Consider the following 26,424-nt stretch of genomic DNA (forward strand, 5'->3'; position numbering starts at 1 on the left):
TTGCTTAAAGTAGAGTTCCGGCGCGGCCATCACGGGTCGCGCCGGGCATTTCCTTTGCTTAGTTCGGCAGTGCGAACACCGTCAGCTGACCGCCCAGCGCGGTGTAATCACTGAGAGCAGCATAGCCACCCACGGCGCCCAGACCGTCATTGGGATTGGTCAGACCAGCCGCCAGACCAATACCGGCCCAGCCACCAACACCCGACAGGATGCCGATATACTGCTTACCACCCTGCTCGTAGGTCATCACGTTTCCGATAATGCCTGAGGGCGTCTTGAACTTATACAGTTCTTCACCTGTCTCGGCATGCACAGCCTTCAGATACCCTTCAAGCGTGCCATAGAACACGATGTCACCTGCCGTTGCCAGAGCGCCCGACCAAACCGAGAACTGCTCGGGGATCGACCACTTGATGGAACCGTCGGTGTTGTCCCAGGCGATGAAGTTGCCCATACCGCCATGGCTGTCCGGCGCCGGATACATCGCCAGCGTCGCACCCACGTAGGGCTGACCGGCGGTGTAAGACACGCGGAACGGCTCATAGTCCATGCAGACGTGGTTTGTCGGCACGTACATAAGCTCGGTCTTCGGCGAATAGGCTGCGGGCTGTTGGTCCTTGGTGCCCAGAGCAGCCGGGCAGATACCGGTCGAGTTCACGTCCTCGCCATTCTGCTCGGTTGAGTACTGTGCAACAACAGCCGGACGACCGTAGGTTTCGCTGTTGGGATCCATGTCGACGCCCGTGGTCCAGTTGACCACCGGATCGAACTTCTCGGCCACCAGCAATTCACCCGTCACCCGGTCCATGGTGTAACCAAGACCGTTCCGATCGAAATGGGTCAGCAGTTTGCGCTGCTCGCCATCAATTTCCTGCTCCGAAAGGATCATTTCATTGATGCCGTCATAGTCCCATTCGTCATGTGGCGTCATCTGATAGAACCAACGCGCCATACCGGTATCGATATCGCGGGCCATGACTGTCATCGACCAGCGATTGTCGCCCGGACGCTGCGCCGGGTTCCATGTCGACGGGTTCCCGGTGCCGTAGTACATCAGGTTTTCGTCCAGATCGGCCGAATACCAACCCCAGGTGGTGCCGCCACCAATTTTCCATTGGTCGCCTTCCCACGTGTTGGTTCCGGAATCCGCGCCAACCGGCTTGCCCAGATGGGTGGTTTTTTCAGGATCAACCAGGATATCGGAGTCCGGTCCCATGGAATAGGCGCGCCAAACCTGCTCGCCCGAGTTCATGTCATAGGCCGTAACCGACCCGCGCACACCAAATTCACCACCCGAGATACCGACAATGACCTTGTCCTTGATCGGCAACACTGTGGCTGTGTTGGTTTCACCAATCGCCGGGTCACCATTCTGGACTTCCCACACGACATCGCCGGACTTGGCATCCAACGCCACAACCTTGGTGTCGGCCTGATGCAGGAAAATCTTGCCATCAGCGTAAGCCACGCCACGGTTCACCGTGTCACAGCACATAACCGGAATCACGTCCGGGTCCTGCTTAGGCTCATACTTCCAGACGATTTTGCCGTCATCGGCCAGATCCAGAGCATAGACAATGTTCGGGAACGGCGTGTGGACATACATCATGTCACCAATCACCAGCGGCGAACCCTCGTGACCGCGTAGAACGCCGGTCGAGAAGGTCCATGCGACCTGTAGATCACCAACATTGTCTGCGTTGATCTGATCCAGTGCGGAATAGCGCTGATTTTTGTAGTCACCCGTCTGGATCGCCCACTGTTTCGCGTTCTCCATCTGGGCAACCAGGTCGTCATTTGCATAGGCCGCGGTGGCCAGTGCAATGGCAATCCCGGAGGTCCAAAGCGATAGATTTTTCATTCAATCTCCTCCCTTTCGTGCAGAGATCTCTCTCTGCATTGCAACACCTCACCCAGGTCGGATTACGGTGTCTGTTAATGCTCGCCCGGACCGGTAGTTTTCCGGTCGCATCGGTGGGTGAGCAATGCGCTCTCCTACGACCCGTTGTCCTCAAAGGTCGCAAGATATGCGATGATGTTCGCTCGATCGTCCTCTTTTCGCAGCCCCGCGAAGGTCATCTTGATCCCTTTCGCGTAGTCGCGTGGTTTTGTCAGAAACGCGTTCAGTTCTTCCGGTGTCCAGACCAGCCCCTCTTCGGACAGGGAAATCAACACCGGTGAATAGCCAAACCCTTCAACGCTTGCGGCCTGACGTCCAACAATACCGTTCAGCATCGGCCCTACCTTGTTTTCAGCCCCCTCGCCCACCGCGTGGCACGCCTTGCACTTGCGGAAGACTTTCTCGCCCGCTTCGGGATCGCCTTCGGCACTTGCGAAGGCGGGGGAAAGCATGAGGCAGGTTGCTGCAAATACCGTTCTGATCACTATTAATCTTTCCTTGCTGTTTTCATTGGTTGAGGCGTTCCGCGTGCCATTCGACATGGTCGCGCGCAAAACTGTTTACGAAGAAATACGAGTGGTCATACCCTTCCTGGATTCTGATCTGTCCGGGCTGGCGACGCTTGGCCATCATATTGGCCAGTGCTTCGGGTTTAAGAAGATCAAGGAACTGATCATCGGCGCCCTGATCGATCAGCAGGTCACCTTTCCAGCCATATTCTTCAAGCAGCAGAGTGGCGTCATGCTCGACCCAGGTATTTTCGTCGTCACCCAGATAGCTACTAAGCTGCTTACGGCCCCAATCCGACCGCGTCGGGTGCGCAATCGGCGCAAATGCCGAAAGAGATCCGAATTTGTCGGCGTTGCGTATGGCGATGGTAATCGCGCCGTGGCCACCCATTGAATGACCAGTTATCCCGTGACGATCCTGCACGGGGAAATTCTTCAGTACAATGTCGCGCAGCTCGTCGACGATGTAGTCATACATCCTGAAATGGGCCCGCCATGGGTCCCGGGTGGCGTTCACGTAAAAACCGGCCCCCTGCCCCAGATCATAAGCATCGTCATCGGCAACACTGTCCCCTCGCGGTGACGTATCGGGAAACACAACCGCGACGCCGTAATCTGCGGCTGCCTCCTGAAATCCGCCCTTGGTCATCGCGTTTTCATGGGTGCAGGTCAGGCCGGACAAGTACCACAACACCGGCACCGGCCCAGATTTGGCCTGAGGCGGCAGGTAGACAGCAAAGGTCATCTCGCAATCACACGTCTCGGACGAGTGGGAGTAGACAGTCTGCTCACCTCCGAAACTGCGATTTTGCGAGATGACTTTCAAATCCATGTCAGTACTCCACTACCGCACGGATTGATTTACCTTGGTGCATCAGGTCAAAGCCGTGGTTGATTTCATCAAGAGTCAGCTTGTGCGTGATCATGGGATCGATCTCGATCTTGCCGGCCATGTACCAATCAACGATCTTCGGAACATCCGTCCGGCCCTTGGCTCCGCCGAACGCGGTTCCGCGCCATGACCGGCCGGTGACCAGCTGGAAAGGACGCGTTGAAATCTCGGCGCCAGCAGGTGCCACACCGATGATAATGCTTTCTCCCCAACCTTTGTGTGCGCATTCCAAAGCGGTTCGCATCACGCCAACATTGCCGGTCGCGTCAAAGGTATAATCTGCGCCACCGCCGGTCAGTTCGACCAGATGTGCCACGATATCGCCGCTGACTTTCGAGGGATTCACGAAATCGGTCATACCGAAATGAGTCGCCATTTCGGCCTTGCCGTCATTCAAGTCGACACCAACGATCTGATCACAGCCCGCCATTCGACAGCCCTGAATGACGTTCAAACCAATTCCGCCCAGACCAAAGACCACGCAACGTGAACCAATTTCGACCTTGGCGGTGTTGATGACGGCCCCGATGCCGGTGGTGACGCCACAGCCGATGTAGCAAATCTTGTCAAACGGCGCGTCCTTGCGCACCTTGGCCAACGCAATCTCGGGCACAACGGTGTGATTGGCAAAAGTCGAGCAGCCCATGTAGTGATGGATGGGTGTCCCGTCCAGCATGCTGAACCGGGTCGTACCATCTGGCAGCAAGCCCGCACCCTGCGTGGCACGAACTTTCTGACAAAGGTTTGTCTTGGGGTTCAGACAATACTCGCATTCACGGCATTCGGGGGTGTAAAGAGGGATCACGTGGTCTCCAACCTCAAGGCTGGTGACACCTTCCCCTACTTCCAAAACTACTCCAGCGCCTTCATGACCCAGAATTGCAGGGAAAATCCCTTCGGGGTCATCACCTGAACGAGTGAACTCATCCGTATGACAAAGACCGGTCGCCTTGACCTCAATCAGGACTTCGCCTGCTTTCGGGCCATCAAGCTCAACCTCCATGATTTCCAAGGGTTGGCCTGCCGCCACAGCAACCGCCGCGCGTGTTCTCATCTCTGTCTTTCCTCCCATGGCACCGGAATCAACCGTAGTCCGGCAGCTTGGGTCGAGTATGAGGGTGAGCGCCATGTGCAAACAATTAAGACAATGGTGTGTATTGGGTTGAATGGACTTCGCGCGCAGATTCCATGCATGATGTCCGCGTGGAGGAGAGCTGCGATGTCTAACGGCAAGCTAATAATTACGGCGCTGGCTTGGCTCGGCGCGGCTGGCCCAGGCCTGGCAGCGGATTTTTCCGACCCAACCTGGCCGTGCATCCAACGCAAAGTCGAGGACCTTTCGCTGGGCCTCATGTGGCCGTACCAGGTCCCTGGCAGCGAAACCACCGAAGATAGTGCCGACATCGATGAAATTGCTGGCCTGTTGGCGCTGAGGCGGATCGACCTGGAGGATCTTCGGCCACAAGTTGCAGAGTTTGCCTCGCGGTACAACGGTGATCCGGATATTCTGGGTCAGGTGTTCCAGCGCGTCTTTGACACCTTGTCCAAAAGGCGCAAGCGCATCATTGCGGGGATCGGAGAGTTTTCGTTGAACCAGATCGATATGGCTGAAAAGATTGATCTGGCCCGGGTGGAAATGGAGCAAGCCCTGTCTTCCGACTCGCCGGACTATGACCGCATCGACGCCCTGGAGGAGCAGCTGGATTGGGATCAGCTGATCTATTCTGACCGTCAACGCTCGATCACCTATCTTTGCGAAACACCGCAAATAATCGAGCGACGCCTGTTCGCGATTTCGCAAATGCTGCAACAGTTGACCTCAGATCAAGGTTAATGCAGCGGCCTCTTGGCAAGGAGGGGAATATGAAACACCTACTGATCGTCTTTCTGACGCTGTCGCCCCTCTCGGCCCTAGGCCAGTCCCCACTCAGCGGTGTTGACATGACTCTGCCCAAAATGACCCAAGCGCAAATGTCCCGCGCAGATGTCGTGGCCCGGCTTGCCGCTGCCACGGCCGACGCCCCCGCAGATTTCACCCGGGTCTGGTTGAACAATCTCGACCTGTCCGGGTTGGATTTCAGCAACGCGATCCTGCGAGCGACGTCATTGAACGGCACCAATTTATCGGGATCGACTTTGGACGGCGCGATTCTCAGCCAATCCTGGATGATCGGCGCCGACCTTTCAGGTGCATCTCTTGTCGGGGCCGAGCTGTTCCAGACCCAGCTCAGCCAGGCAGATCTGAGCGATACGGATTTCACAAATGCCAGAACAGCCGCCGATTTCACCAAGTCCAATTTGAACCGGGCAGTATTCAAAGGGGCGGATTTTTCGGCCGACATGCGCAACCAATCCATGGGGCTTATGCGCGGCGTTCTGTCCTCGGCTCGCGGATCGGACGTGGATTTCACTGACGCGCAAATGTCCCGCGCCGATCTGGAATTTGCCAAATTGCCCAACGCAAATTTCACCAATGCGGATTTGTCGATGGCCACATTGGGCGGGGCGGACCTGACAGGGGCCACATTGTCCGGTGCCGATTTTACGAATGCCGATTTGACGGCAACGCGGCTGACTGACGTTGGGGGCGCAGATCAGACCAATCTGGGCGCCGCTAAAAACTTGGATCGGGCTATTCGCTGACAGGGCTATTCCCATTCAAGTTCGGTGAATGCGACCGTCGCATTGCGCGGGTTGTAGGCGTCAAACAATTCCCAGTGCGCCGCTTCTTCCTGAGCGATCGTTTCAACCGCATCGCCCAGTCGCTGACCACTGTCGATTGCTTCGCGCGTGTCGGTTTCCAGCACATTCAAATAGCGCCTCATATCCTCGGCGCCCTCAGGCCACGCCAGGATCGGCCCACCGTGGCCGGGTACGATTTGGGTGACGTCAAGCCCGGTCATCTGCTTCAGGACGCGTTGCCAGCCGATCAGTTGACCATCCAATGCCGGGGTATGCCGGTGAAATACCAGATCGCCCGTGAACATAACGCCGGTGTTTGCATCCATGACGGTCAAGTCATTCCCGGTATGTGCTCGGGGCCAGGCCCGCAGGATCAGTTTACGCCCACCCAGATCGATCTCGTCCGTGGTTTCGACAGCGATGTCGACCGAAACTGGCCCGACGCCCACATAGGCGCTATCGCCGATCGCGGCGCTCAGGCTTTCGACATAGTTGCCCAACCGGTCCAGCAACGCTCTCTCCAGCCCCACATGGCCGACAACCTGCGCACCTGAAAGGGTCAAAGACTCAGTCCCCAATGTATGATCGGGATGCATGTGGGTTAAAATTACGTGACTGACTGGTTTGTCCGTCTCGGCCCGAATGGCCCGCCAGACAGCCTCTCCTATCCAAGGTGCCGTTCCCGTATCAATCACCGCAACACTGTCCTGGCCGATGACAAATCCGATATTGGACACATCGCCCAGATTGTCCGCGGCGGGTTCCGCTATCAAACCGCGATGCACGAACAGACCTGGCGCAGCTTCTTCAAATTCCAGTGCCTGACCAATGTGTTGGCAAAACGGTTCGCCGCTGCGCCAATCGGAAAGCGGCGGAAGAGTTGTTTTCAGCTTCTGCTCGCATTCAGCCTGTGATCGGGCTTCGTAACCCGGCAAAAGCTGTTCTCTGCAAGGCTCTGTCGCAACCTGAGCGCATAGCAAAATCACGGCTTCAAACATAGCAGCCCTCCGACAAGAACATTGGCACAGATCTCTGACAGAACCACCACGCCTTTCGTCGGCATTTATTTTCCTTGCGTTTTGTGGCACATTTTTCGCTACCGGTTGCCGGAGGAAACAACATGGCCAGAGCACTAGCACCCGCAACAATCCTTTCACTTGCACTAGCCCTACCTGCATGGGCAGAGCAGCCAATCAAAAATCCGCTGGTCAGCAGCGAGACCTGGAAGGACCTGCAATACGATGTCGTGGGCGATGCCCAGATCGGAAATGCGGACACGCTGCTTTCGCTGGACGCCCCTTACCGGGCGCATGATGCCGCAACGGTGCCGATCGTTTTGAAACAGCTTGATCCCGATGCCCGGATTTCCGCTGCCACTGTCGTGATCGACGAAAACCCGGCCCCGATCGCAGGCGTCTTTGCTTTTTCACCAGCCATGGGTGAATTGGATTTCGAGATGCGAGTCCGCGTGAACCAATATTCGAATGTCCGCGTGATTGCTGAAACGCCTGACGGGCTTCATATGACCGGCCGGTTTGTCAAAGCATCGGGCGGCTGTTCAGCACCAGCCAGCAAAGATCCAGAGGTCGCATTGGCGTCCATGGGCAAGATGAAGCTGCGCAGCTTTGGGCAAGAGGCGCAGATTTCCGCACCGCGTCGAGAAGCTCAGATCATGATCCGTCACCCGAACTATTCCGGCCTGCAGCGCGATCAGGTTACGCAACTATTCATCCCTGCGCACTTCATCGACCATATCGAAGTTTGGCAGGGGGATGAGTTGCTGTTCACTATGGACGGCGGCATTTCGATCTCGGAGAACCCGGCTTTCCGATTTGCCTATAACGACAACGGCTCGACCATGTTGACGGTCAAGGCAACGGATACCGAGGGCAACACGTTCGAGAAAGACTTGCCCAAAGCCGCGGCCAGCTGACGGACCAGACTGCGTTTATCAGAAACAGACAACCTCGGCTTCAGCCTGCGCCCGGCGCAGGTCGGCCACCATGTTTTCGGCCAGCACCGCACTTTTGAAAAATGCCATGCGCTCTCCTCCGACCCGACGCATAGACAGAACAGTTTCCGCCTGTTCATATTGCTCATAGGGAAGGATCGAAGCGATCAAATCGATCGAGCATGAACACCTGTCCAGCATCTCGCGAGTTTGGCCGTTGGTGACCATGCACGCGAACACGTAATCCGCACGCGCTGCGGTCGGGTAGTCATTGAGCCGTTCCGCAACGCTTTGAGCCGACACTGCAACGGGCACGGCCAGAACGGCCGTGATCAAAGCTGCAAGGGTCATGCGGCTGCGTTCCCGAATTTGGCCTGACGTTTTCATTCGCGACCCTCCTGCACTCCTCCAAACCGCATTTCCGATCGATAAACGGCCATGCCGTCACGTTCAGAAACAGCTTCCGCCACAAGGCTTAAATACCACCCCGGAATCTCCTCTGACACTGAGACGCGGAGAACTAGGTCCCCGAAACCTTGCATCCGGTCCCGGTTCGGATCTTCAGCGAAAGGGCGCATAAAGATGATCTGTACGGGGATGGTTTTGCCATCGACCACCGCCTCGCTCTCGACGATCTCGGCAGGTTGAACCAGCGCATCCTTGATGCGGTTTCGGATATAAAACGGGCTACCTCCGGCGGACTCGGCCATATCCCGGATGGCGCTTTCATAGAAAACCATAATCATCGGATTGCCGACGTTGGCCGGAAAAACACCCATAGCGCGGTGTTTGTCATCTTGGCGAAATTCCAGATGTGCCATTTCGTTCCCGTCGTTCGTAAAGCTGAGCGCAATAACACCGGTATCACGTTCAGCCGTATCCGGTCGTATCTGGTTTGTGACGGTACGCTGATAAATGAGTTCCTTGTCGCGTGAGATAGTGTCCAGAACGCCATCTTGGAACAGCAAATCATAGGCTTGCTCGGCATCAACCGATGCCGCGGAAACCGAAATCAAACTCAAAACCAAAACGGCAATTCCGCAAAGAAGCCTTCTCATGATTTTGTCCTCCCCGCGATGAGAGTATGGGCTAATCGCCCCATGTCACCGCCGACTTTTGTCGGTATTGAGCGTTTGCGTGTGCAAAGCATTCTGAATTTTCCAGATGATCAAAGACCGGAGCCGCGGCAGTTTGACTGGTTTCGCCATAACCGAAATCTCATGCCGCAATCCGTCTTTGCGTAAGGCTTCACTGCGATTAGCGGTGATCAGAATTGCCGGAACTTGGGTCTGCGTCATCTCTCGGATCCGGTGAATTGCTTTAACGCCGGTTTCCCCATCATCCAATTGGTAGTCGGCCAGAATGATATCCGGCGGCATTCCAATGTCTTTTGTGAATTGCATCGCTTCCTTCGGCGACCGGGCCGGCAGAACACTGGCACCGTTTTGTTCCAGCCACTGCGTTGTCCCAAACAAAACATCACGGTCGTTTTCGATCACCAGAATGATGAAATCCAACGGCACATCGCCCGTATTGGCCAGAAGGTCCAACGGTTCGACGGCGCTTTTCTCTGTTTCTACTCTGTCCATTTCTATGCTGAACACCGAACCAATGCGGGGTTTGGATCGAAGCGAAAGCTTGTGGCCCAAAAGTCGGCAGGCGCGGTCTACTACAGACAAACCCAATCCCATGCCGGAACCCAATGGCACGTTTTCGGCCCGTGTGAATTCCTCGAACACGCGTTCCTGGTCCTTGCGTGCAATCCCGATACCAGTATCCCAGACTTGCAAAATGACCTTGTCGCCACGCCTGCGACACCCCACCAGAACCCGACCTCCGGGTTCGGTGTACTGGATGGCGTTCACGACCAGATTCTGGATCGAGCGCAACAGGTAGACCGGATCGGATTTTACGATTTCCGAACACGGAACCACATCAAGCCTCACGTTCTTGTTCTCGGCGACAAGCGTTTGGTCGCCCTGTATCCCGGCAATTATCGTAGCGAGACTAACTTCTGTGGGTGAGACCGTGTCCGGATCAGTAGTTTCAAGCCGCGATATATCTAGCAATGAGTGCAACAGTTGTTCAGCAGATCCAAAGGCACCCTCTAACCGCTCCATCATCTCATGAAGCTCGGTCTCACGCGTGATCTCCAGCAGGGTCGAGATCATGAGTTTTGCGGCATTGATCGGCTGAAGCAGGTCGTGGCTGGCCGCCGCAAGAAATCGTGTCTTGGAAGAGACCGCAGCTTCGGCTCGTTCCTTTGCGATCCGCAGCGCCTCTTCCACCCGCGCTTTTTCTTCGTATTCCTGAACCAGCTTGGCGTTGGCATGGGTCAACTCTGCCGTGCGTTCCATAACCCGGTTTTCCAGGGTTTCGGTCGCACGTGCTTCAAACGTCACGTCTTTCAATTCGACCAGAAAACCACCATCCGGCAGTTGGTTGACCTGAATGTCCAATACGCGGTCTGATCCATCGCGCACACGTTTGCGCAACCAGCCGCGGCTTTTGAGCTCGTGTTGCCACTTGTCGATCCTGAGTTCATCATCGGCCTTGATCAGCCCGCGTGTCCGCATAAGATCCAGAAGCGTTTGAACAGGTATGTTTCCCTGCAAGACGGATAGCGGCAGGTTCAGTATTTCCCGAAACCGCGCATTGTGCATCATGATCTTCGTATCTGATGAAAATGTACAAACGCCAGAGCTCATGTTTTGGAAAACCGCCTGAAGGTAGTCTTCCTGCCGGTCAATCAGGGTTTCTTTTTCATCGCGGTTCCTGCGAACAACGGATGTGATATCGGTTAGCAGAATGACCACATTCTGAGGCGACGTGTATTGTGCGCTGAGTTGATACCAACGGTCACCACGCAATTCGATCACGTCGCTGGACACCATCCCGGTATGGCAATTGCGCTCAAGCGTATCCAACATTTTCGATATTCCATGGTCGGATGATACGAAATCGGGGCTGTTCTGCACCAACAGAAAAAACCGACCCAGGCTGAGGCCGGGCCCGACAACGTCAGACATGTCCGGGAAGATCGCTTGAAACAGATCGTTACACAGGTTCAATTCACCATCTGTGAAAAGCGCGAACCCTTCTTCCATGGAAGACAAGGCCTTGACGAGGCTCTTGCGGGTTTGTTCGCGTTCGTACCTGGCGCTTTCAAGTTCGGTGGTCGCGCGCTCCAGATCGCGGCTCTGCTCCATCACCTGCTGCTGCAACTCTATCGCCGACTGAAACGCCAGAAAGGCGGACGGACCCACATCTTTCTGGCGGTTGGCGCGCCGCATCAACGCATCGATGATCTTGGCCTGTTTGGATATCTGGATCTCTGGCGGGTCGTCTGGATTCAGCATGGTCAGCTCAGGTCTCGCTTCTCGGGCTCAAAGAAAGCGACCCCCACAAAGGTCTGGTTCATATGCACGCCGGATTGCTGTTCTCCGTAGGTATTGAAGCCAACCACCCGGTGAGATTGCAAAACATCCGAAACCTGTTTGCTCAACTGTTTCTGTTCGATTTCCAGTTTTCGCAGAATACAGTCGAACCCAAGAATGAAATCCGGGGCGGTTCCGGTGTTGTCGCGCACATTCAGCCCAGCTTTGAGCGTTTCAATGATCTCCTTCCCGCGCCCCAGTGTCATGATCAGACCGTCATCAATCGCCGCGAGAAAGGATAGGGACCCCCCCTCCATCGGTTCACGAATGGCACGTACATAGTAGTTGAGGTTTTGCCTGAGAAGCAGAGGGTTTTCTGCAAATACCAGTGGCGAAAGATCCTCGGCAGCGCACCCGACCAATCGGGCATATTCCTGCGCCGCCGGTGCCCCGTTTATCTCATAAACCACGCGTTCTTCCGGGTTGGCGTCGGTGATGATGATCTCTGATCCGATGGGCAGGAAATGATCAAAACCTATGCCCTGAAAACCAAGGTTGGTTTCAATCAACAACAGGACGGCAGCATTGTTGTGCGCCTTGCCACCGTGAAAAACGAACGTCTCTTCATATTGAAGGCCATCCCCGGCAGAACCGCCAAATATCGGCAATCCATCCAGTACGGTTTCCAGCGTTGAGACCAACAAGTCTTCCTGCTTAGACAATCCATCCGTAAAAACCAGTGCCAGCCTGTTCCACCCCGCCGTATGGCGGAATCTTTCGGCCAGTCGCTGCGCTGTGGCAGCGGTTTCCGTTGAATTGAGCGGTCTGAGCGATTCGAACAAAATGGACGAGCATCGAAAGTTGGACTTCGGAAAGGCCAGCAGCAAAAGCGCATGCGATTCATAACCCGACCGCGTGATTTGTCCTGCCGTGGTGCAGCCGAAAACAGGAACACCCGCGAGTTTCCTGTTCAGGCAACGCGACACTTCGACTGGATCAAGAGTGCTGGGAATAAAGGCCAGGACAAAGCAAGACAGCAGGCAATCGATTTCCGCGCAGGCTTCTTCAACAGCGGTCGTCGGGTCCAAGTCAACGGAACGGCCAATCGCAATGAAATTCGGTTCATGCTCCAGATCCCGCATGCGCGCCCCCTAGTGTTGAAGAAAGGATTTAACCTCCGGTTCATGTCGCGACTGTCGGGCGACAACTGAATCGACCAGAACAGCGGCCTGGGTCCGGTTGCGCACCCCAAGGCGGCGCAGCAAAGCGGTGATATGCGCCTTGACCGTCGCCTCGGCCAGCGACAGCTCATATGCAATCTGCTTGTTGGATTGGCCCACGCAGATAAGCTTGAGAATTTTGACCTGCTGCGGCGTCAATGATGAAAGCTCGGGGCTGGACTGATAAACGGTGCTTTCGGATGGCTTCAGCTCTTCGACCCGGTTGTATTCGGTGGGCACGTATCTCCGTCCAGAGGTGATCTCCTGAATGGCGTGTTTCAGGGTTTGCGCCGGCGTGTCTTTTGGCAGAAATCCCATCGCACCGTGGTCCAGCAACGATCGCACCAACTCTCCGGATGCCAGGGACGATATTACCAGAACCGGCGCATTCGGACAGCGCTGCCGGAGCTGCTGAAAACCCGAGATACCCGTCACGTCCGGCAATTTCAGATCGAACATGATCAGATCAGGCTTGAAGCCTGCGCCAAGTATCTCAAGTGTCTGCTTCAGCGTATCGGCTTTTTCAATTCGGCAGTTCTCGAAGCTCAGCTTCAATGCCGCGGCCAGCGCGTCACTGAACAGCGGATGATCATCCACTATCAGCACACTGGACACCTGGTCCACCGGTTTAGGGCATCCCGCAATCTGCATTGCTTCTCCTCCAAAGGGAAAAGTACAGCATTTCCGGATCAGTTCAACTGTTTCGTTTTGATACAAGCGAAAGATACCATAGATAACAAAAGCTTGATGAATCAGATGACCTAATTCTTGAGGAAACTTCTGGCAAACTCCTTCAAATCAGGCGCTGCGGCCTTGGGATCAAAATACTGCCTGTCAAAGTCCTGCATTTGTTTAAGGCGTCTGGATGAGGGTCCGTCGCGGTGCAAGATGGCAGAAGCAGCTTGTCGCAATCCGTCTGCACGACCGGTCTTGGCACAGCTCTGCAAATCACGAACCAGTGGATCGAAAATACCAAAGCGTTGCAGTGCCCTTGAAGCGGCCACCTTGTGACTGGACATGCCCAATACCAAACCGGCCAGAAAAACAACACTGGCGATTGCGGCGCCAGGCCCACCCAACAGCTTTGCTTGTGCGACCTCTTTCTCCGATCTGTCGGGGCCTTCCTCTTGGGTAACCGTGCCGTAGGCAATGCGTTGCGGCGAGATGGTGACCTCTCGGGTTTCGCGGGCCACAGTGTCAAAGTAACTGAATTGAAGGGGCTCAACGATGCCAGACGTGTCATTTGAAGGGCGTATGGTCCAGCGCCAAAACGCATAGGTGACCGGCCCTTCCGGGGTCAGTTCGACAAGCCGTTTCTCAGGATGAGCGAAAATCAGGGCTGACGGCGATGTCAACTCAGGCATTGGCGGAAGCATCTCGGGTGTCGCACCCAAGGCTTCAAGTCGAATGACGCGCAAGACACCCTCACCCGGTGCAAGTTGATCCGGCGCATTCGACCACTGATCCGAAATCTGCAACTTGCGAACCGGAAACCACCAATCCTGCGTGGCCGGGGCTTTCGCCACCTGAATGGTCAGCGGATCTGATTGAATCTCATGTTCGAACCAGTCGTCATTTTCGTCTGTCAGGGTCAACCTGTGCACAAACGGACCAATTGAAAGCTTGCCTGCCTCGACAGGATAGATCGCCATACGTCGGGTAAACACTTTGTATTTCCGACCATTGATCCTTTCTTCCGACCAACTGTCCGGCCCCAGCTGTGCCCAGCTGAACCCATCAAAGCGGGGCTGGATCAGTTCTTCGCGTGTGATGTGCCGACGGTAGACACCCCGGATCGTCAACAGCACCATCTCGCGGGTGAACGGAACGGGGGCGTCGTCTGCAATGGTAACCTCTATCGACGCCTCGGACGGCAGCACTGTTTTGGACTGTGCCAAAACCTGAACAGGAAGTGCGACGAGAATTAAAACCAACCACTTCATTCCGGGCTCTCCGCTTCAGGGCGGGATAGGCCCAGCTTTAACCTGCGCTTGTGCTCCTGCGCGATCCGCGCCGCCATGAACTCCCCGGGGACATCGGAAAGCTGATTGAGCCAGCGTTGGTCGGCAACCATGAACTTGTCATCAAAGATACGGCGCACGCCCAGTTGCCCGCGGCTGTCCAATTCTGCCAATCCCAGCATCGTGTTCGAGTTCGTGACCTCACTGCCGGTTCCCGCCGCCCGCGCATTCCCGCGCGCGACAAAACTGTCGGCCTTGGGGCCGGATTTGCGTTCGGGGAAAAGGCCCAAAGCCTCGGGGTCGATCTGCTGCCCCGCGTAAAAGGCGGCCAGCAGATCGAAATTCGCCCGAGCATCCGGATTTCCCTTGGCTATGGCCTGATCATAGGCTTCCAGCGCAGCGGCCAGCTGGCCGTTCCTGGCGTAAGCATTGCCAAGATTATACTGGTTTCCAGCGCTTTCAAAAGCACTGGCAGCTTTGTCGAAAGTTCCGGCTCGGTAGAAGGCAATCCCCTGCCAGTCAGGGTCGGAAAACAGATTTGCAGCCATTGGGTACAGACCAATCGCCAATGCAATGCGGCCAAAGGGGGCAGCGCCGCCCAACGCAAAGGCAACGGCAATACATGCGGCACCCGCAATCGCGAACCATCTCATGCCCCTGCCCTCCAAAACAAAAACAGCAGGGGGAGCAGTGCGAAAAACAACAGGTACCGTCCCAGATCGTGCCAGAACAGCACCGGATAGTCCGCCCGTTTCAAGCGGGTTGCGGCATCATCCGCCAACCAGATGGCCAGATCATCTGACTGGTTCAATGTGAAGACAGCTCCGCCGCCGACAGTGGCGTGGGTTTGAATTTGCGCAGTCGGAGAGTGAACTGAAACCAAAGACACACGTGCCCCTCGTGAGGCAAGAGATGCGACCTGCTGCAAAGAAGATGATCCAAGCCCGTCCCCGTCAGTGAATATGACCACGTCCCCGGCCAGGATGCCCGCCTCTTCCATCCGCTGAACCGCCAATGCCAGTGCGCGTTCGGGTCGCGATCCCTTGTCCGGAACGGTCTGCCCATCGATGAGCGAGAGTGTTTGACCCAATTGGCGGTGATCGGTCGTCATATCCGTGGCGACATAGGCATCGCCCGCGTATACGATGATGCCGCCGGGCCGGGAGCCTAGCGCACTGACACCCAAGCGTCCCATGCTTAGCATTTGTGGCCAGCGGTCGTCATCAGCCACGCTTTCTGATGCATCCACAAGGAACAATACGCCATCCAGATTGCGATAGTTTTGCGCGTCGCGCCGTTCGATTGCCGGGCCGGTCAGAGCAATTGCAATGATCCCGGTGGTCAGCAATAAGGCGGCCGTTGTGAGCGGAAAGGAGCCGCCTTCGATCCGGCCAATCGCAGCCATCGCTTGGACAAGCTGCGGGTCGGTGACCTTGTCCCACGCTCCGAACCCCCCGGCGCGGGAAAGCAACCACCACCCGGCCCCGCACACGACCACCAAAAAAAGCCCCCAGACCGGCCTAAGCAGAGTGACATCCAGCTCAATCATCACGCTTGCCTCCACGCCGCCAACAGGGCAAGTGCTGCCGCCATTGCTGCGGGCCAGGTCCAAAAAGATCTGTGGACTTCGGCCGTAAGGCCCGTGCTATCCGTCGCCTCCAACCGATCCAGTGCCTGTGTCACTTCAATAAGATCATCGGTGGTCTTAACGCGAAACGCCTCGCCGCTCGAAACTTCGGCAATAGCACGCAGCGTGACTGCATCGACTACACCGCGTTCACCGAGTTCGGCGCTTTGCAGGTCTTTCGGGCCGAGCGCAATTGTATGGACCCGCACCCCCATCTCAGCCGCCAGTTCGGCCACGCCACTGGGGTTCGTTGCACCCGCGTTGTTCACCCCATCCGACAACAGAATAACGACCCGCGAAGCCGCCTGGCTCTTGGCCAGACGCTTCAAGGCGAGGCCCAGACCATCGGAGATGTTTGTAGCACGGCCCGAGATACCAATCGTGGCCTCTTCGATCCGTCGTGCAACAGCCTCGGTATCAAATGTGAAAGGCGTGGCGAAATAGGCTTCGGACCCGAAAACAATCAAAGCCACCCGGTCGCCGGCGCGACGTCTGGCGAACTCGGATCCAACGCGTGTCACCGCCTCCAAACGGGTGATCTGGCGCCCGTCGAGATAAAAATCATCCCGCACCATTGATCCCGAAAGATCCAAAACAATCGCAAGGTCCCGTCCGGACACTTTCAAAGCGCTAACGGGTTGAAGTTCGCGCGGACCGGACAAGGCAAAAATCGTGAGCGCCCAAATGATCCACAATATGAGGTGGTCCGCCAAAACCCGGGTCTTGGCCTTATTCTGTGGACTGGCCGCCAAAAGCATACCGCCTATGCGGTCAGGGACTGGGAACCCCCGCTCGAAAACCGGCCGAGGTTTGACCAAACGCACGATGACAAAAGGTAATGGCAGCGCGAGCAGGACCCAGGGATCAGCAAGTTCAAACACGACTCGCGACCTCCTCTTGCAGGGTCTCCAGATCCGGTCCGCCGCCAGGTTGATAAAGACCGCCAGTCAACTCTTCATATCGCTTCGGATTCTCAACTCGCAGTCTGTGCAAAAGAGCCACTCTGCGGCGATCCACAGACCAACCCGGTCGTTCAGCAGTCTGATCAGATGGACCCATCTGCATGTTTGCAGCGGTCTTGATGCTCAGAAACCGCAAGATGGCGACACAGGCAACTGAGGCCAGCGCCGCGATACCAACGACAGCCGCGTATTCGGCAAACACCCCGCCTGTAGCCTCGGCGGGCAAATGGATGTCCCGCAGGCTGGCCAGCATTGTGGCTTCAGAAAGGGCTTTCTCACTCATGCCACATACCTTGTCGCGAAGACCGACGAAATGCGACGAGAGGTTTGTTCGACCGGGTCACTGGCATTCAAGACAAGCGCAGAATGTGTTGCGACCTTCTGAAACACAAATTCACCGGAAGGCTCTGCCTGGGCCAGATAAACCCGCTTTTGCTGCCCATCTGAAAGGCGGATCGGATACCAGCCTTTTGGCATCTCGTGCGCTTTGCTTTCGGTCACAAGCAGCAGTCTTGGGTTGCGGCGATGATTGAGCCGGTCCAGCACGTCTGAAAAGCCGTCTCCCTGCTGATCGAAGCCAGACGCGATGATAATCTCGGCCCCCGTCGGGGTCAGGCGATCAGCGCCGGCAAGCGCCTGTTCCAGCGTCCAGCCTTCATCTTCACCCTTTTGCAGCGCGGTCAGACTGCGCGCGTGGGCCTGAACCAGACCTCCGATCACGTCCAGCATCCCGCGCGTTTTTCCGCGCAAGGGAACAATAACGGGTGTGCCGGTGGTGAGCGCCAACAGACCAACACGCCCGCCGCTTTCAACCATGAACCACCCGATCAAGGTCAGAGCTTCGGCGGCTGCCACCGAAAGAAAAGCCCGTTGGAGGCCCCAGAACATCGGCGATCGAAAATCAGCAACCAACAGGGCGACGCGATCCTGTTCCTCCTGAAACTGCCGGATATGCATACGCCCTGTGCGGGCGGTTGTTCCGCGATCCAAATGACGAATGTCATCCCCGTCTACATATTCACGTACATCTGCAACCTCGACGCCCTGCCCGCGCTTTCGGGTCAGAAATCCTCCGGGCAGGGCCGTCATTGTTGGGTTGCTGTGGTCGGTCAATGCGATGTGCCGCAATGCAATCAAAGCCTCAGTTGTCAGGCGAACCCCCGCATGTGCCAGTACCCCCGTCACAGCGGCTCGACAGCATTTAGAATGTAAGCCACCAATTCGCGTGGCTTTTTGCCATCCGCAACGGCTCTCCAGGTCAGCACCATGCGATGGGCCAGCGCATCGGGCGCGACGGCGGCTACATCTTCAGGCAGGGCGAAATCCCGGCCTCGCAGATAGGCGCGTGCGCGCGATGCCGAGGCCAGGGCCAACGACCCGCGGGGCGAGACTGCATGTTCAATAAATTCGGCAAACGGACCTTCACGCGTCGCGAGCACAAGTCGTACGATATAATCCCGCAACTCTGGCGCAACGTGAACCGATTGCGCTTGGGTACGGGCAATCTTCAGCTCATCAAGCGTCATCTGCTGCGCGACTGGAGGCCCATTCCGTGTTTCAGCGATGACCAGATCGAGGATCTCACGTTCCGTTTCCAAATCCGGCAAAGTCAAAACGACATGCAGCAGAAACCTGTCCAACTGTGCCTCAGGCAAGGGAAAGGTTCCGTCGTGTTCAATGGGGTTCTGGGTCGCCACGACCAGAAAGGGATCCGGCAGGGCATATGTTTCATTTCCAACCGTAACCTGGTGTTCTGCCATGGATTCGAGCAAAGCGGACTGCACCTTGGGCGGCGCGCGGTTGATCTCGTCAACCAGCACCAATGTGTGAAACACAGGCCCCGGAACAAATTCAAAGCGGCCTTCCTGGGGCTGGTACACTGGTGTTCCGGTCAGATCAGACGGCATCAGGTCCGGCGTACATTGAATGCGGGCAAAGCCGCCCTCGACGGCGTTCGACAACCATTTGACCGCGCGTGTTTTCGCCAGCCCGGGCGGCCCTTCTACCAGAAGATGACCACCTTCTAGCAGGGCGATTAGAAGGGATTCAACCAGATGCTCGTGACCAACAAGCCCCTGCGACAGATACCCCGACAATCCCGCTATGGCGCGTGGCGGGTTTTCAGGCCTCGTATCCATATGTCCTCCCATAGACTCTCAGGGCGCATTGCCTGCATTCAGGCTACTCGGAGTCACCTGTTCAGCGAAACACACCAGATGGTATTACCTGGGCACACGAACAGACTTGGTGCAGCCTTCGTCCAAAAGAGCTGCAAATCTGGGATTGGCCAGGGTTTCATCCGTCTGCGCCCATAGGCGATCATATTGGGTATCAATGTATTCAATAAAACCGGGGTCTATGGTTTGATCCACCGGGGATTGCGCGACTGCGTGCATCATGAAGATGTCAAAGGCACAAAGACCGCTTGGGTTCGAAGCCAACAATGCGCGCATAAAGTCGTGCGAACTCCAAGGCAGACGCTGCAAGTTTACCGGCGTTTCCTGCAGTTTGGACAAAAACCCTGACGACTTGTCATATAGCAGGATGTCCATGCCAAAGGTGAAGGACTGAAACAGCTCTTCCAGCAGAATCGATTTGTGAAAGTCCCTTTCAAGCTTGCCGGGGCGATCATGGGCCGGTTGTTTGACCACGATATGGGTCCCCTGCCCCCGATGGCCAAAAAAGGTCTGCGCCATCGCCGGTGATGTCACCACATAGTTTCGACCCGCAGGCAGTCCAAGCTGGTGGAGTTCACTGAGCCAGTCGATATCTGCTGAAAGGTCCCGGTTGGGAGGGAACCCGGAATACAATCGCAAAACCACGGTTCGACCGGTTCCACAATCCCGCGCAGACGGGCCAGCGTACCGCATGGGTGTCGGGTGGCCGAAGCTGTGTTTCAGCAACTCTCGAAAAGTATCAAGAACGACCAGCGTTTGCGGATGCGGTTGTTCGCCGACCAGGCACAAGGCTGCACCAACCTGATCGCGGCCATTGATGTGAACTGGAATCGCCATATCGCGCCCCAGCATCGTGGACCGAAGCTCATACCCCCATCCTTTCTGTGCAAGTTCGATATAATCGCTCTTTTCCGCGCACAGCGCGTCTGCAAAAGCAACAATCGCCAATACTTGCAATAATAAATAGCGCATACAATCCCTCGCCAGGTGACACGTATTGTATCCGGAACAGGGTTCTCTCGCAAAAAATCTTTAAGGGCCACCTCGATGGAAATGGCGATCCGTTCTATCCCGGCGGACGCAACCTAGAAAATGTCGTCCAAGGCGATTGACCCACAGTCGGATCGCTTCCCGGCTGACAATGACGCCCGACACCGCCAGCTGGTGTTCGGCATCAGCCGTGCTCGACGCTAATCGGTGGTACGCCCGTACCGCGCGCGCAATGGTGTCAAGAAGGTAGCGGACGCCTTACAGTCGAGGCATATGAGGTGGAATACCCATGACGCTGACACACCCAGATCAATCCCGGTCAACAATTTGGCAATATCCCGGAGAATCTTCTCGGCGATGCAGGACTGCAGAAAGAGACCAATACACTACGGCTCTGCTCCTACGCGGGGCCTACATTCAGATGACCAGGTGGATGGCAAATGCGACGGCAGCTCGCCCCACCACTCTTGCGAACCACAAGACCGCGGAACACCCAATAGGCATAACCCGTGTAGGTCAGAATGATCGCAACCAGGATCAGGGTTCCGACCAGTGCGAAAGCAAGGCTTTCGTCCTGGGCGGCGGCCTGCTAGATGCTGAGCGACGGCGGAACTAACATCGGATAGAAACTGATGCGGATGCCAACGAAGCTGACGACAAAGAACCCAAGCGCCGAAAGGAAGAGCTGCAGATCCTTCTGATCATTCAGGATCGTAAAGAACACCCAGGTCAGCGCCAGCATGACCAGCGAAACGGCCATCGAGACCAGGCTCCCAGGCAAGTTAAACCAACGTTCGAAGCAGGTCGGATCCTGGAACGGTGTCAGCAGGCTGAACAGCCCGGTCAGGCCCAGCGTCGCGGCACCCAGCCACCAGACATAACCGCGCATCTGCACCTGAAAATCGTGTCAATCCCGGAGCAAAAGGGGTCCACGCGCCGGTGTAAAATCCGGAGATGGCGTACCTGTAGTCGCGAACGATTTTACTGGTGCGGGGCAACCGACGCTGTAAGCAATTGCTTAGAGTACTCGTGGTTGGGCCGACCCCTGCGCAGAGTTTCCGAAGACATTACCTCAACAATCTCACCATTACGCATAACTGCCAGTTTTTTGCACATATGCGCGATAACTGGAAGATCATGGGAAACCATTAGATAAGTCAGCCCGCGCTGTTTGCGCAGATCAGTCAGCAGATTGAGCACCTCAGCCTGAACGCTGACATCCAAAGCAGAAGTGGGTTCGTCCAATAGCAAGATGTCCGGCTCACCGGCCAAAGCCCGTGCAATCGCGACACGTTGTCGTTGGCCACCAGAGAGTTGATGCGGAAAGCGGTACCGAAAACGCTGCCCAAGCCCAACATCGTCCAACAGCCCGGCTACACGTTTGTCGATATTATCCAATCCATGCAGGTGAATTGTTTCGCTGAGAACCTGATCAACCGTGTGCCTCGGATGTAGTGAAGCGTATGGATCCTGAAACACCATCTGAACGGTTCGAAAAAACGATCGGTCCCGTCTTGATCCGGAAAGTGGCTGACCTTCAACGTTGATAGTACCCGACCAATGCGGTGCAAGCCCCGTTATTGCACGTAGAATAGTCGACTTTCCGGAACCACTCTCACCCACAAGACCAAAACTCTCGCCCTGTATTACCTCAAGACTCGCGCCCCTTACTGCATCTACGCGATCGTGCGCGTGACCGAACCAGACATTCAAGTCCCTGATTTCCAGTGCAATCATTTCAACCCCTCACGCTTGGCGCTTCGGACCAAGCCGGATCGCGGGCCAGCACACTCAGGTGTGAGCGTCTGTCATCAAGCCGCGGGAGTGAATTCAGTAGCCCTCTGGTATAGGGATGCCGGGCCTTGTGCAGCTTGTCAGCTTCGCAAACTTCGACAATCCGCCCGGAATACATGATCAGGACGCGGTCGCAGAATTCGGACACAAGATTCAAGTCATGGCTGATGAAAATCAAACCCATTCCCCGTTCCTTGACCAGCCCGTCCATAATGTTCAGTACTTGCCGCTGAACGCTGACATCCAGTGCCGAAGTGGGTTCATCAGCGATCAGTATCTTGGGATTGGGAATTAGCATCATGGCAATCATGATACGCTGCCCCATCCCACCTGAAACCTCATGCGGATAAGCCCGCATCACACGCTCGGGATCACGGATCGAAACACTCTCCAGCATCTCGATCGCCATCTTTTTGGCGCGTGCCTTTGAACCGGAATTATGCTGAAGGTAGGCCTCCATGAGCTGCTCTCCAACAGTAACTACTGGGTTCAGTGAGAACTTCGGATCCTGCATGACCATGGAAATCTTTTTGCCACGCACCTCGCGCATTTTGCGTTCGCTGAGTTTCAGCAGGTCTTGACCTTCCAGATTGATGTGATCAGCCTCGACGATACCCGGTTTGCGGATCAGGCGCAGAATGGCCCGGCCCGTCATCGACTTGCCGGAACCACTTTCGCCGACGATACCCAAACGTTCTCGCCCCAGCGAAAAAGAGACACCGCGCACAGCATCAAACACACCCTGCCGGGTCGGGAACCGAACCCACAGGTCTTCGATATCCAAAAGACTCATTGTCCACCATCCTTCGGGTCGAGCGCGTCCCTCAGCCCATCGCCCAACAGGTTGAAGGCGAGTGAGACCGTAAAAATCGCAAGCCCCGGTACAGTCGCGACCCACCAGTGATCAAGGATGAACCTGCGGCCTTCTGAAATCATCGCGCCCCATTCCGGGCTTGGCGGTTGTGCCCCCAAGCCAAGAAAGCCAAGACCGGCTGCGGCCAGAATGATCCCCGCCATGTCGAGCGTAACACGTACTATCAGTGACGAGATACAAAGCGGCCAGATATGCCGAGTAATGATCCGCAGCGGCCCGGCACCCTGAAGGCGTATCGCGTTGATATAGTCGGTCGATCGGATCGTAAGCGTTTCTGCCCGCGCCATGCGTGCATAAGGCGGCCATGCCGTGAGCGAAATTGCCAGCACCGCGTTTTCGATCCCTGCCCCAAGCGCAGCTACAAAAGCCAATGCCAAAACAAGTCGCGGGAAGGCGAGGAAGATGTCGGTTATCCGCATGAGGATCACATCTGCCCATCCACCCGCATATCCGGCGACAGTCCCGACCAAAAGACCCGCGACCGGGGCAATGAGCGCCACCAGCGCCACGATGTATAGCGTAATTCGCGCCCCATAGATCAGACGGGACAGAATATCCCGCCCCAAGCTGTCGGTTCCAAGCAAGTGTCCTTCGGCGCCGATGGGAAGCAATCGGCTGGACAGATTCTGAACAAACGGATCATATGGCGCGAGGATAGGCGCAAAGACGGCAGCGAAAACGAGAACCACAAGGATTGCCAAACCAACCATAGCCATCGAGTTCGACCGCAAGGTCAGCCAGCCTTTGTACAAGCTGGCCAATCTGGCATGCCGGCGGGATGTGGGTTCGTCGGTCAGCAGCCACTGACGCAAAGTCATGTCGCTCATTTCGACCTCGGATCAAAGAAACGGTAAAGAAGGTCCGAGAATATGTTCAGGCAGATAAAGATCAGACCAACCACCACTGTTCCTCCGAGAACGGCATTCATGTCAGCGCTTAGCAGAGCGGTCGTGATATAGCTTCCGATCCCCGGCCAGCTAAAGATGATCTCGGTCAGAACAGAACCTTCAAGCAGATTAGCATAACTCAATGCGATGACTGTAATAAGCTGTACTCGGATATTCTTGAAGGCGTGGCGCCAGATAACCTGCCGCTCTGACAGGCCTTTGACGCGAGCGGTAATAACATATTCCGCCGACAACTGTTCCAGCATGAAGGATCGCGTCATCCGGCTGATGTAGGCCAGCGAGTAATACCCCAGCAGCGCGGCCGGCAGGATGATATGGGACAAAGCATTTCGGAAGACATCCCAATCTTGAGCGATGGCGCTGTCCACAAGGATCAGTCCTGTTCGCGCAGGAACAATATCTTCATAGAAAATGTCCAGCCGACCTGGACCGCCAACCCAGCCAAGTATCCCGTAGAAGACCAGCAGACCCATAAGCCCCAACCAGAATATTGGCATCGAATAACCAACAAGCGCGACCACACGTGCAATCTGGTCGATCCACGATCCGCGCTTGACAGCGGCGATCACACCCAGCGGAACACCCATAAAGATGCCGATCAACACACCCAGGGTTGCCAATTCCAGCGTAGCCGGAAATACGCGGGCAATATCCTCGGACACCGGGCGGGCATTCAGCAGAGAGTTGCCAAAATCGCCATGCAGGACATCCCAAAGATAGTATCCGAACTGCACCAACAACGGCTTGTCGAGACCAAGCTGTTGATAGACCGCGTCATACGTCGATTGCGAGGCCCGCTCGCCAACGATCGCCAGCACCGGGTCGATCGGCATGACGCGACCGATGATGAAGGTCACGAACAGCAGGCCCAGCATTGTAATAGCAATGGTGCCAACAGTTTTAAGGATGCTCTTGATCCAATGGATAAGAGGCGCCGCGCGGCGCCCCTCAGTTGGTCTTTCGGCCAGTGCCATTTACTTGGTCACCTGCCAGTATGATGCCGACGTGATCGCCTGGCCGGTCGAGAAGTTAGTTACATTTTCACGCAGCGCCGATTGTTCAATCTGCTGGAACATAATGACAAAGGGTGAGGTTTCACGGAACTCAGCCTGGATTTCTTTGTACATGTCAGCCCGTTTTACGGTGTCGTTCTCAACAACGGCTGCGGCCGTTTTCTCTGTCAGGCCGCCGGTGTCCCAGGAATTTCGCCATGCCAACAGCCCAGTTGCGTTGGCCGCATCCGAATTGTCTGGATTATAGGCAAACGTCCCCGCGTTGGTTTGCGGATCAGGATAATCGGGTCCCCATGCACCAAGATAGACGTCCAGTTCCCGTGCACGGTACCTTGCCAGGATTTGCTTCGCGGTACCAACGGTGATGTTCATGGTGATACCGACCTGAGCGAGTGCATTCTGCATGGACTGGGCGATTTCAATCCGTTCCTGCGCCTCTCGCACACCTACTTCGATCTCAAGTCCGCTAACACCGGCTTCATCCAGCAGTGCCTTTGCTTTTTCGACATCAAAGCTGAACGGGTTCTCATCAGATGCGCCGAGATAAGTTTGTGGCAGGAAATTCTGATGAATTGTGTACTGACCTTTCAGGAAGCTGTCACGCATCCCTTCATAGTCGATCAGGTATTTGAACGCCTGACGTACCTGAGGTTTGCTGAGCTCGGGATGCTTCTGGTTCAGCGAAACATACATCAGACGGCCCTTCAGCTCATCCGAAATCTTGACACCTGCAACCGATGACACCCCTGCAACGTCTTCGGGGTTCAGGTTGCGGGCAACGTCGATGTCACCGCGCTCCAACAGCAAGCGCTGGCTGGCGCTTTCCTGAACGTGACGAACAACTACACGCTCCATTGCCGGGGCACCCAGATAGAAATCAGGGTTGGACTTCAGGGTTACACTTTCATTGGGCTTCCAGCTCACCAGGCTGTAAGCACCTGAGCCCGCCGTATTGGTTTTGAGCCATTCATTGCCCAGATCGCCATCCTTGTCGTGTTCCATTACCGTCTTTTTGTCGACGATGCCACCGATGGTCGCGGTCAGACAGTTCAGAACGAAGGATGTTGCGTAGGGCTTGTCTGTCGTGATCGTCAGAGTGTTACCATCCGCGACTATTGTTTGTTCGACGTTTTCCGGTGTGAAGCCAAACTGGGTCAGGATAAAGGCCGGCGTTTTATTCAAAATGATCGCGCGGCGCAGAGAAAACTGAACATCTTCCGCAGTTACCGGATTACCGGAGTGAAAGGTCAGCCCTTCCCTGATCTTGAAGGTAATCGACTTGCCGTCTTCTGACACATCCCAGCTTTCCGCGACGTCTGGCTGATATCCTGCATCAAGATCCAGCGGGTCAAAATTCACAAGCTTTTGGTAAACATTCCGGCTGACATCCGACCCGGCAAATTCAAAGCTCTCCGCAGGATCCAGCGTCGTGATGTCGTCGATACGGTTTGCAATCACCAGCATGTTCGGCGGTGTCTCCGCCATTGCCGAAGTCGAGGTCACGGCGAGCGCCAGTCCCAGCGCCGCACCGGTAAGCAATCTATTAAATGCGTTCATTTTGTCCTCTCTGTCATCAGATCTCTCAAC

General features: G+C 55.9%; 26 protein-coding genes and 2 pseudogenes. 3 read left to right on the forward strand and 25 right to left on the reverse strand.

Annotated elements, in window-relative coordinates; all coding sequences use genetic code 11:
• Positions 1–58: 58 nt before the first annotated feature.
• From xoxF5 to AC2FEB_RS01945, 4 genes are all read right to left on the reverse strand, one after another.
• On the reverse strand, positions 59–1,861 hold the full coding sequence (gene xoxF5 / locus AC2FEB_RS01930) for a lanthanide-dependent methanol dehydrogenase XoxF5 (protein ID WP_496670290.1): 1,803 nt from the start codon (positions 1,859–1,861) through the stop codon (positions 59–61).
• A 134-nt stretch (positions 1,862–1,995) separates the two neighbouring features.
• The gene (locus AC2FEB_RS01935) at positions 1,996–2,385 is read right to left on the reverse strand and encodes a c-type cytochrome (RefSeq protein ID WP_299638896.1); all 390 of its coding nucleotides are present in this window, start codon (positions 2,383–2,385) and stop codon (positions 1,996–1,998) included.
• Between the two features lie 22 nt (positions 2,386–2,407).
• A complete protein-coding gene (gene fghA / locus AC2FEB_RS01940; RefSeq protein ID WP_496670288.1) occupies positions 2,408–3,241 on the reverse strand; it encodes an S-formylglutathione hydrolase in 834 nt (277 codons plus the stop codon).
• A 1-nt stretch (position 3,242) separates the two neighbouring features.
• Positions 3,243–4,355 carry an S-(hydroxymethyl)glutathione dehydrogenase/class III alcohol dehydrogenase gene (locus AC2FEB_RS01945; protein ID WP_117873003.1) on the reverse strand — a complete coding sequence of 371 codons (1,113 nt, stop codon included), beginning with the start codon at positions 4,353–4,355 and terminating at the stop codon, positions 3,243–3,245.
• Positions 4,356–4,520: 165 nt separating this feature from the next.
• Between AC2FEB_RS01945 and AC2FEB_RS01950 the strand changes: the two genes are divergently transcribed.
• Both AC2FEB_RS01950 and AC2FEB_RS01955 read left to right on the forward strand, forming a co-directional pair.
• On the forward strand, positions 4,521–5,135 hold the full coding sequence (locus tag AC2FEB_RS01950; RefSeq protein ID WP_496670287.1) for a hypothetical protein: 615 nt from the start codon (positions 4,521–4,523) through the stop codon (positions 5,133–5,135).
• A gap of 29 nt (positions 5,136–5,164) precedes the next feature.
• Positions 5,165–5,944 (forward strand): pentapeptide repeat-containing protein, encoded by a 780-nt coding sequence (locus tag AC2FEB_RS01955; protein WP_496670286.1) that lies wholly within the window; start codon positions 5,165–5,167, stop codon positions 5,942–5,944.
• 5 nt (positions 5,945–5,949) lie between these two features.
• Here the strand turns inward: AC2FEB_RS01955 and AC2FEB_RS01960 are convergent, their stop codons facing one another.
• Entirely contained in the window at positions 5,950–6,981 is a 1,032-nt protein-coding gene (locus AC2FEB_RS01960) for a quinoprotein relay system zinc metallohydrolase 2 (protein ID WP_117873001.1), read from the reverse strand.
• Positions 6,982–7,103: 122 nt separating this feature from the next.
• Between AC2FEB_RS01960 and AC2FEB_RS01965 the strand changes: the two genes are divergently transcribed.
• On the forward strand, positions 7,104–7,916 hold the full coding sequence (locus AC2FEB_RS01965) for a quinoprotein dehydrogenase-associated SoxYZ-like carrier (RefSeq protein WP_117873000.1): 813 nt from the start codon (positions 7,104–7,106) through the stop codon (positions 7,914–7,916).
• An 18-nt stretch (positions 7,917–7,934) separates the two neighbouring features.
• On the opposite strand, the gene AC2FEB_RS01970 is transcribed toward AC2FEB_RS01965, so the two are convergent.
• The 20 genes and pseudogenes from AC2FEB_RS01970 to AC2FEB_RS02065 form a co-directional block, all read right to left on the reverse strand.
• Positions 7,935–8,285: a hypothetical protein gene (locus tag AC2FEB_RS01970; RefSeq protein ID WP_117874007.1), complete on the reverse strand. Its 351-nt coding sequence runs from the start codon at positions 8,283–8,285 to the stop codon at positions 7,935–7,937.
• A 32-nt stretch (positions 8,286–8,317) separates the two neighbouring features.
• A complete protein-coding gene (locus AC2FEB_RS01975; protein WP_117872999.1) occupies positions 8,318–8,992 on the reverse strand; it encodes a hypothetical protein in 675 nt (224 codons plus the stop codon).
• A gap of 45 nt (positions 8,993–9,037) precedes the next feature.
• A complete protein-coding gene (locus AC2FEB_RS01980; RefSeq protein ID WP_496670282.1) occupies positions 9,038–11,293 on the reverse strand; it encodes a hybrid sensor histidine kinase/response regulator in 2,256 nt (751 codons plus the stop codon).
• Between the two features lie 2 nt (positions 11,294–11,295).
• Positions 11,296–12,453 carry an FIST N-terminal domain-containing protein gene (locus AC2FEB_RS01985; RefSeq protein WP_117872998.1) on the reverse strand — a complete coding sequence of 386 codons (1,158 nt, stop codon included), beginning with the start codon at positions 12,451–12,453 and terminating at the stop codon, positions 11,296–11,298.
• A gap of 9 nt (positions 12,454–12,462) precedes the next feature.
• On the reverse strand, positions 12,463–13,182 hold the full coding sequence (locus tag AC2FEB_RS01990) for a response regulator (protein ID WP_117872997.1): 720 nt from the start codon (positions 13,180–13,182) through the stop codon (positions 12,463–12,465).
• A gap of 110 nt (positions 13,183–13,292) precedes the next feature.
• A complete protein-coding gene (locus AC2FEB_RS01995; RefSeq protein WP_496670281.1) occupies positions 13,293–14,474 on the reverse strand; it encodes a hypothetical protein in 1,182 nt (393 codons plus the stop codon).
• Positions 14,471–15,145, reverse strand: a complete 675-nt coding sequence (locus AC2FEB_RS02000; RefSeq protein WP_496670279.1) for a hypothetical protein — start codon at positions 15,143–15,145, stop codon at positions 14,471–14,473. Before AC2FEB_RS02000 ends, AC2FEB_RS01995 begins: the two co-directional genes overlap by 4 nt.
• Complete coding sequence (locus AC2FEB_RS02005; RefSeq protein WP_496670958.1) at positions 15,142–16,041, reverse strand: VWA domain-containing protein; 900 nt, start codon at positions 16,039–16,041, stop codon at positions 15,142–15,144. Before AC2FEB_RS02005 ends, AC2FEB_RS02000 begins: the two co-directional genes overlap by 4 nt.
• Entirely contained in the window at positions 16,041–17,000 is a 960-nt protein-coding gene (locus AC2FEB_RS02010; protein ID WP_496670278.1) for a VWA domain-containing protein, read from the reverse strand. Before AC2FEB_RS02010 ends, AC2FEB_RS02005 begins: the two co-directional genes overlap by 1 nt.
• On the reverse strand, positions 16,993–17,364 hold the full coding sequence (locus tag AC2FEB_RS02015) for a hypothetical protein (protein WP_496670277.1): 372 nt from the start codon (positions 17,362–17,364) through the stop codon (positions 16,993–16,995). The genes AC2FEB_RS02010 and AC2FEB_RS02015 overlap by 8 nt, the downstream gene beginning before the upstream one ends.
• Complete coding sequence (locus tag AC2FEB_RS02020) at positions 17,361–18,266, reverse strand: DUF58 domain-containing protein (RefSeq protein WP_299897649.1); 906 nt, start codon at positions 18,264–18,266, stop codon at positions 17,361–17,363. Before AC2FEB_RS02020 ends, AC2FEB_RS02015 begins: the two co-directional genes overlap by 4 nt.
• Positions 18,263–19,219, reverse strand: coding sequence for an AAA family ATPase (locus tag AC2FEB_RS02025; RefSeq protein ID WP_496670276.1), 957 nt, complete (start codon positions 19,217–19,219; stop codon positions 18,263–18,265). Before AC2FEB_RS02025 ends, AC2FEB_RS02020 begins: the two co-directional genes overlap by 4 nt.
• Positions 19,220–19,303: 84 nt before the next feature.
• Positions 19,304–20,230, reverse strand: a complete 927-nt coding sequence (locus AC2FEB_RS02030) for a hypothetical protein (protein ID WP_496670275.1) — start codon at positions 20,228–20,230, stop codon at positions 19,304–19,306.
• Positions 20,231–20,323: 93 nt separating this feature from the next.
• A pseudogene (locus AC2FEB_RS02035) lies at positions 20,324–20,482 on the reverse strand (IS6 family transposase); the annotation flags it as partial.
• Between the two features lie 166 nt (positions 20,483–20,648).
• Positions 20,649–21,152, reverse strand: a pseudogene (locus tag AC2FEB_RS02040) (cytochrome d ubiquinol oxidase subunit II); the annotation flags it as partial.
• Positions 21,153–21,229: 77 nt separating this feature from the next.
• The gene (locus AC2FEB_RS02045; RefSeq protein WP_496670273.1) at positions 21,230–21,985 is read right to left on the reverse strand and encodes an ABC transporter ATP-binding protein; all 756 of its coding nucleotides are present in this window, start codon (positions 21,983–21,985) and stop codon (positions 21,230–21,232) included.
• A gap of 1 nt (position 21,986) precedes the next feature.
• Positions 21,987–22,835: an ABC transporter ATP-binding protein gene (locus AC2FEB_RS02050; RefSeq protein ID WP_496670272.1), complete on the reverse strand. Its 849-nt coding sequence runs from the start codon at positions 22,833–22,835 to the stop codon at positions 21,987–21,989.
• On the reverse strand, positions 22,832–23,743 hold the full coding sequence (locus AC2FEB_RS02055) for an ABC transporter permease (RefSeq protein WP_299643393.1): 912 nt from the start codon (positions 23,741–23,743) through the stop codon (positions 22,832–22,834). Before AC2FEB_RS02055 ends, AC2FEB_RS02050 begins: the two co-directional genes overlap by 4 nt.
• The gene (locus AC2FEB_RS02060) at positions 23,740–24,798 is read right to left on the reverse strand and encodes an ABC transporter permease (RefSeq protein WP_299897630.1); all 1,059 of its coding nucleotides are present in this window, start codon (positions 24,796–24,798) and stop codon (positions 23,740–23,742) included. The genes AC2FEB_RS02055 and AC2FEB_RS02060 overlap by 4 nt, the downstream gene beginning before the upstream one ends.
• Entirely contained in the window at positions 24,799–26,394 is a 1,596-nt protein-coding gene (locus AC2FEB_RS02065) for an ABC transporter substrate-binding protein (RefSeq protein ID WP_299897627.1), read from the reverse strand.
• Positions 26,395–26,424 lie beyond the last annotated feature (30 nt).

The sequence above is a fragment of the Ruegeria sp. YTSC106 genome (assembly GCF_059609765.1).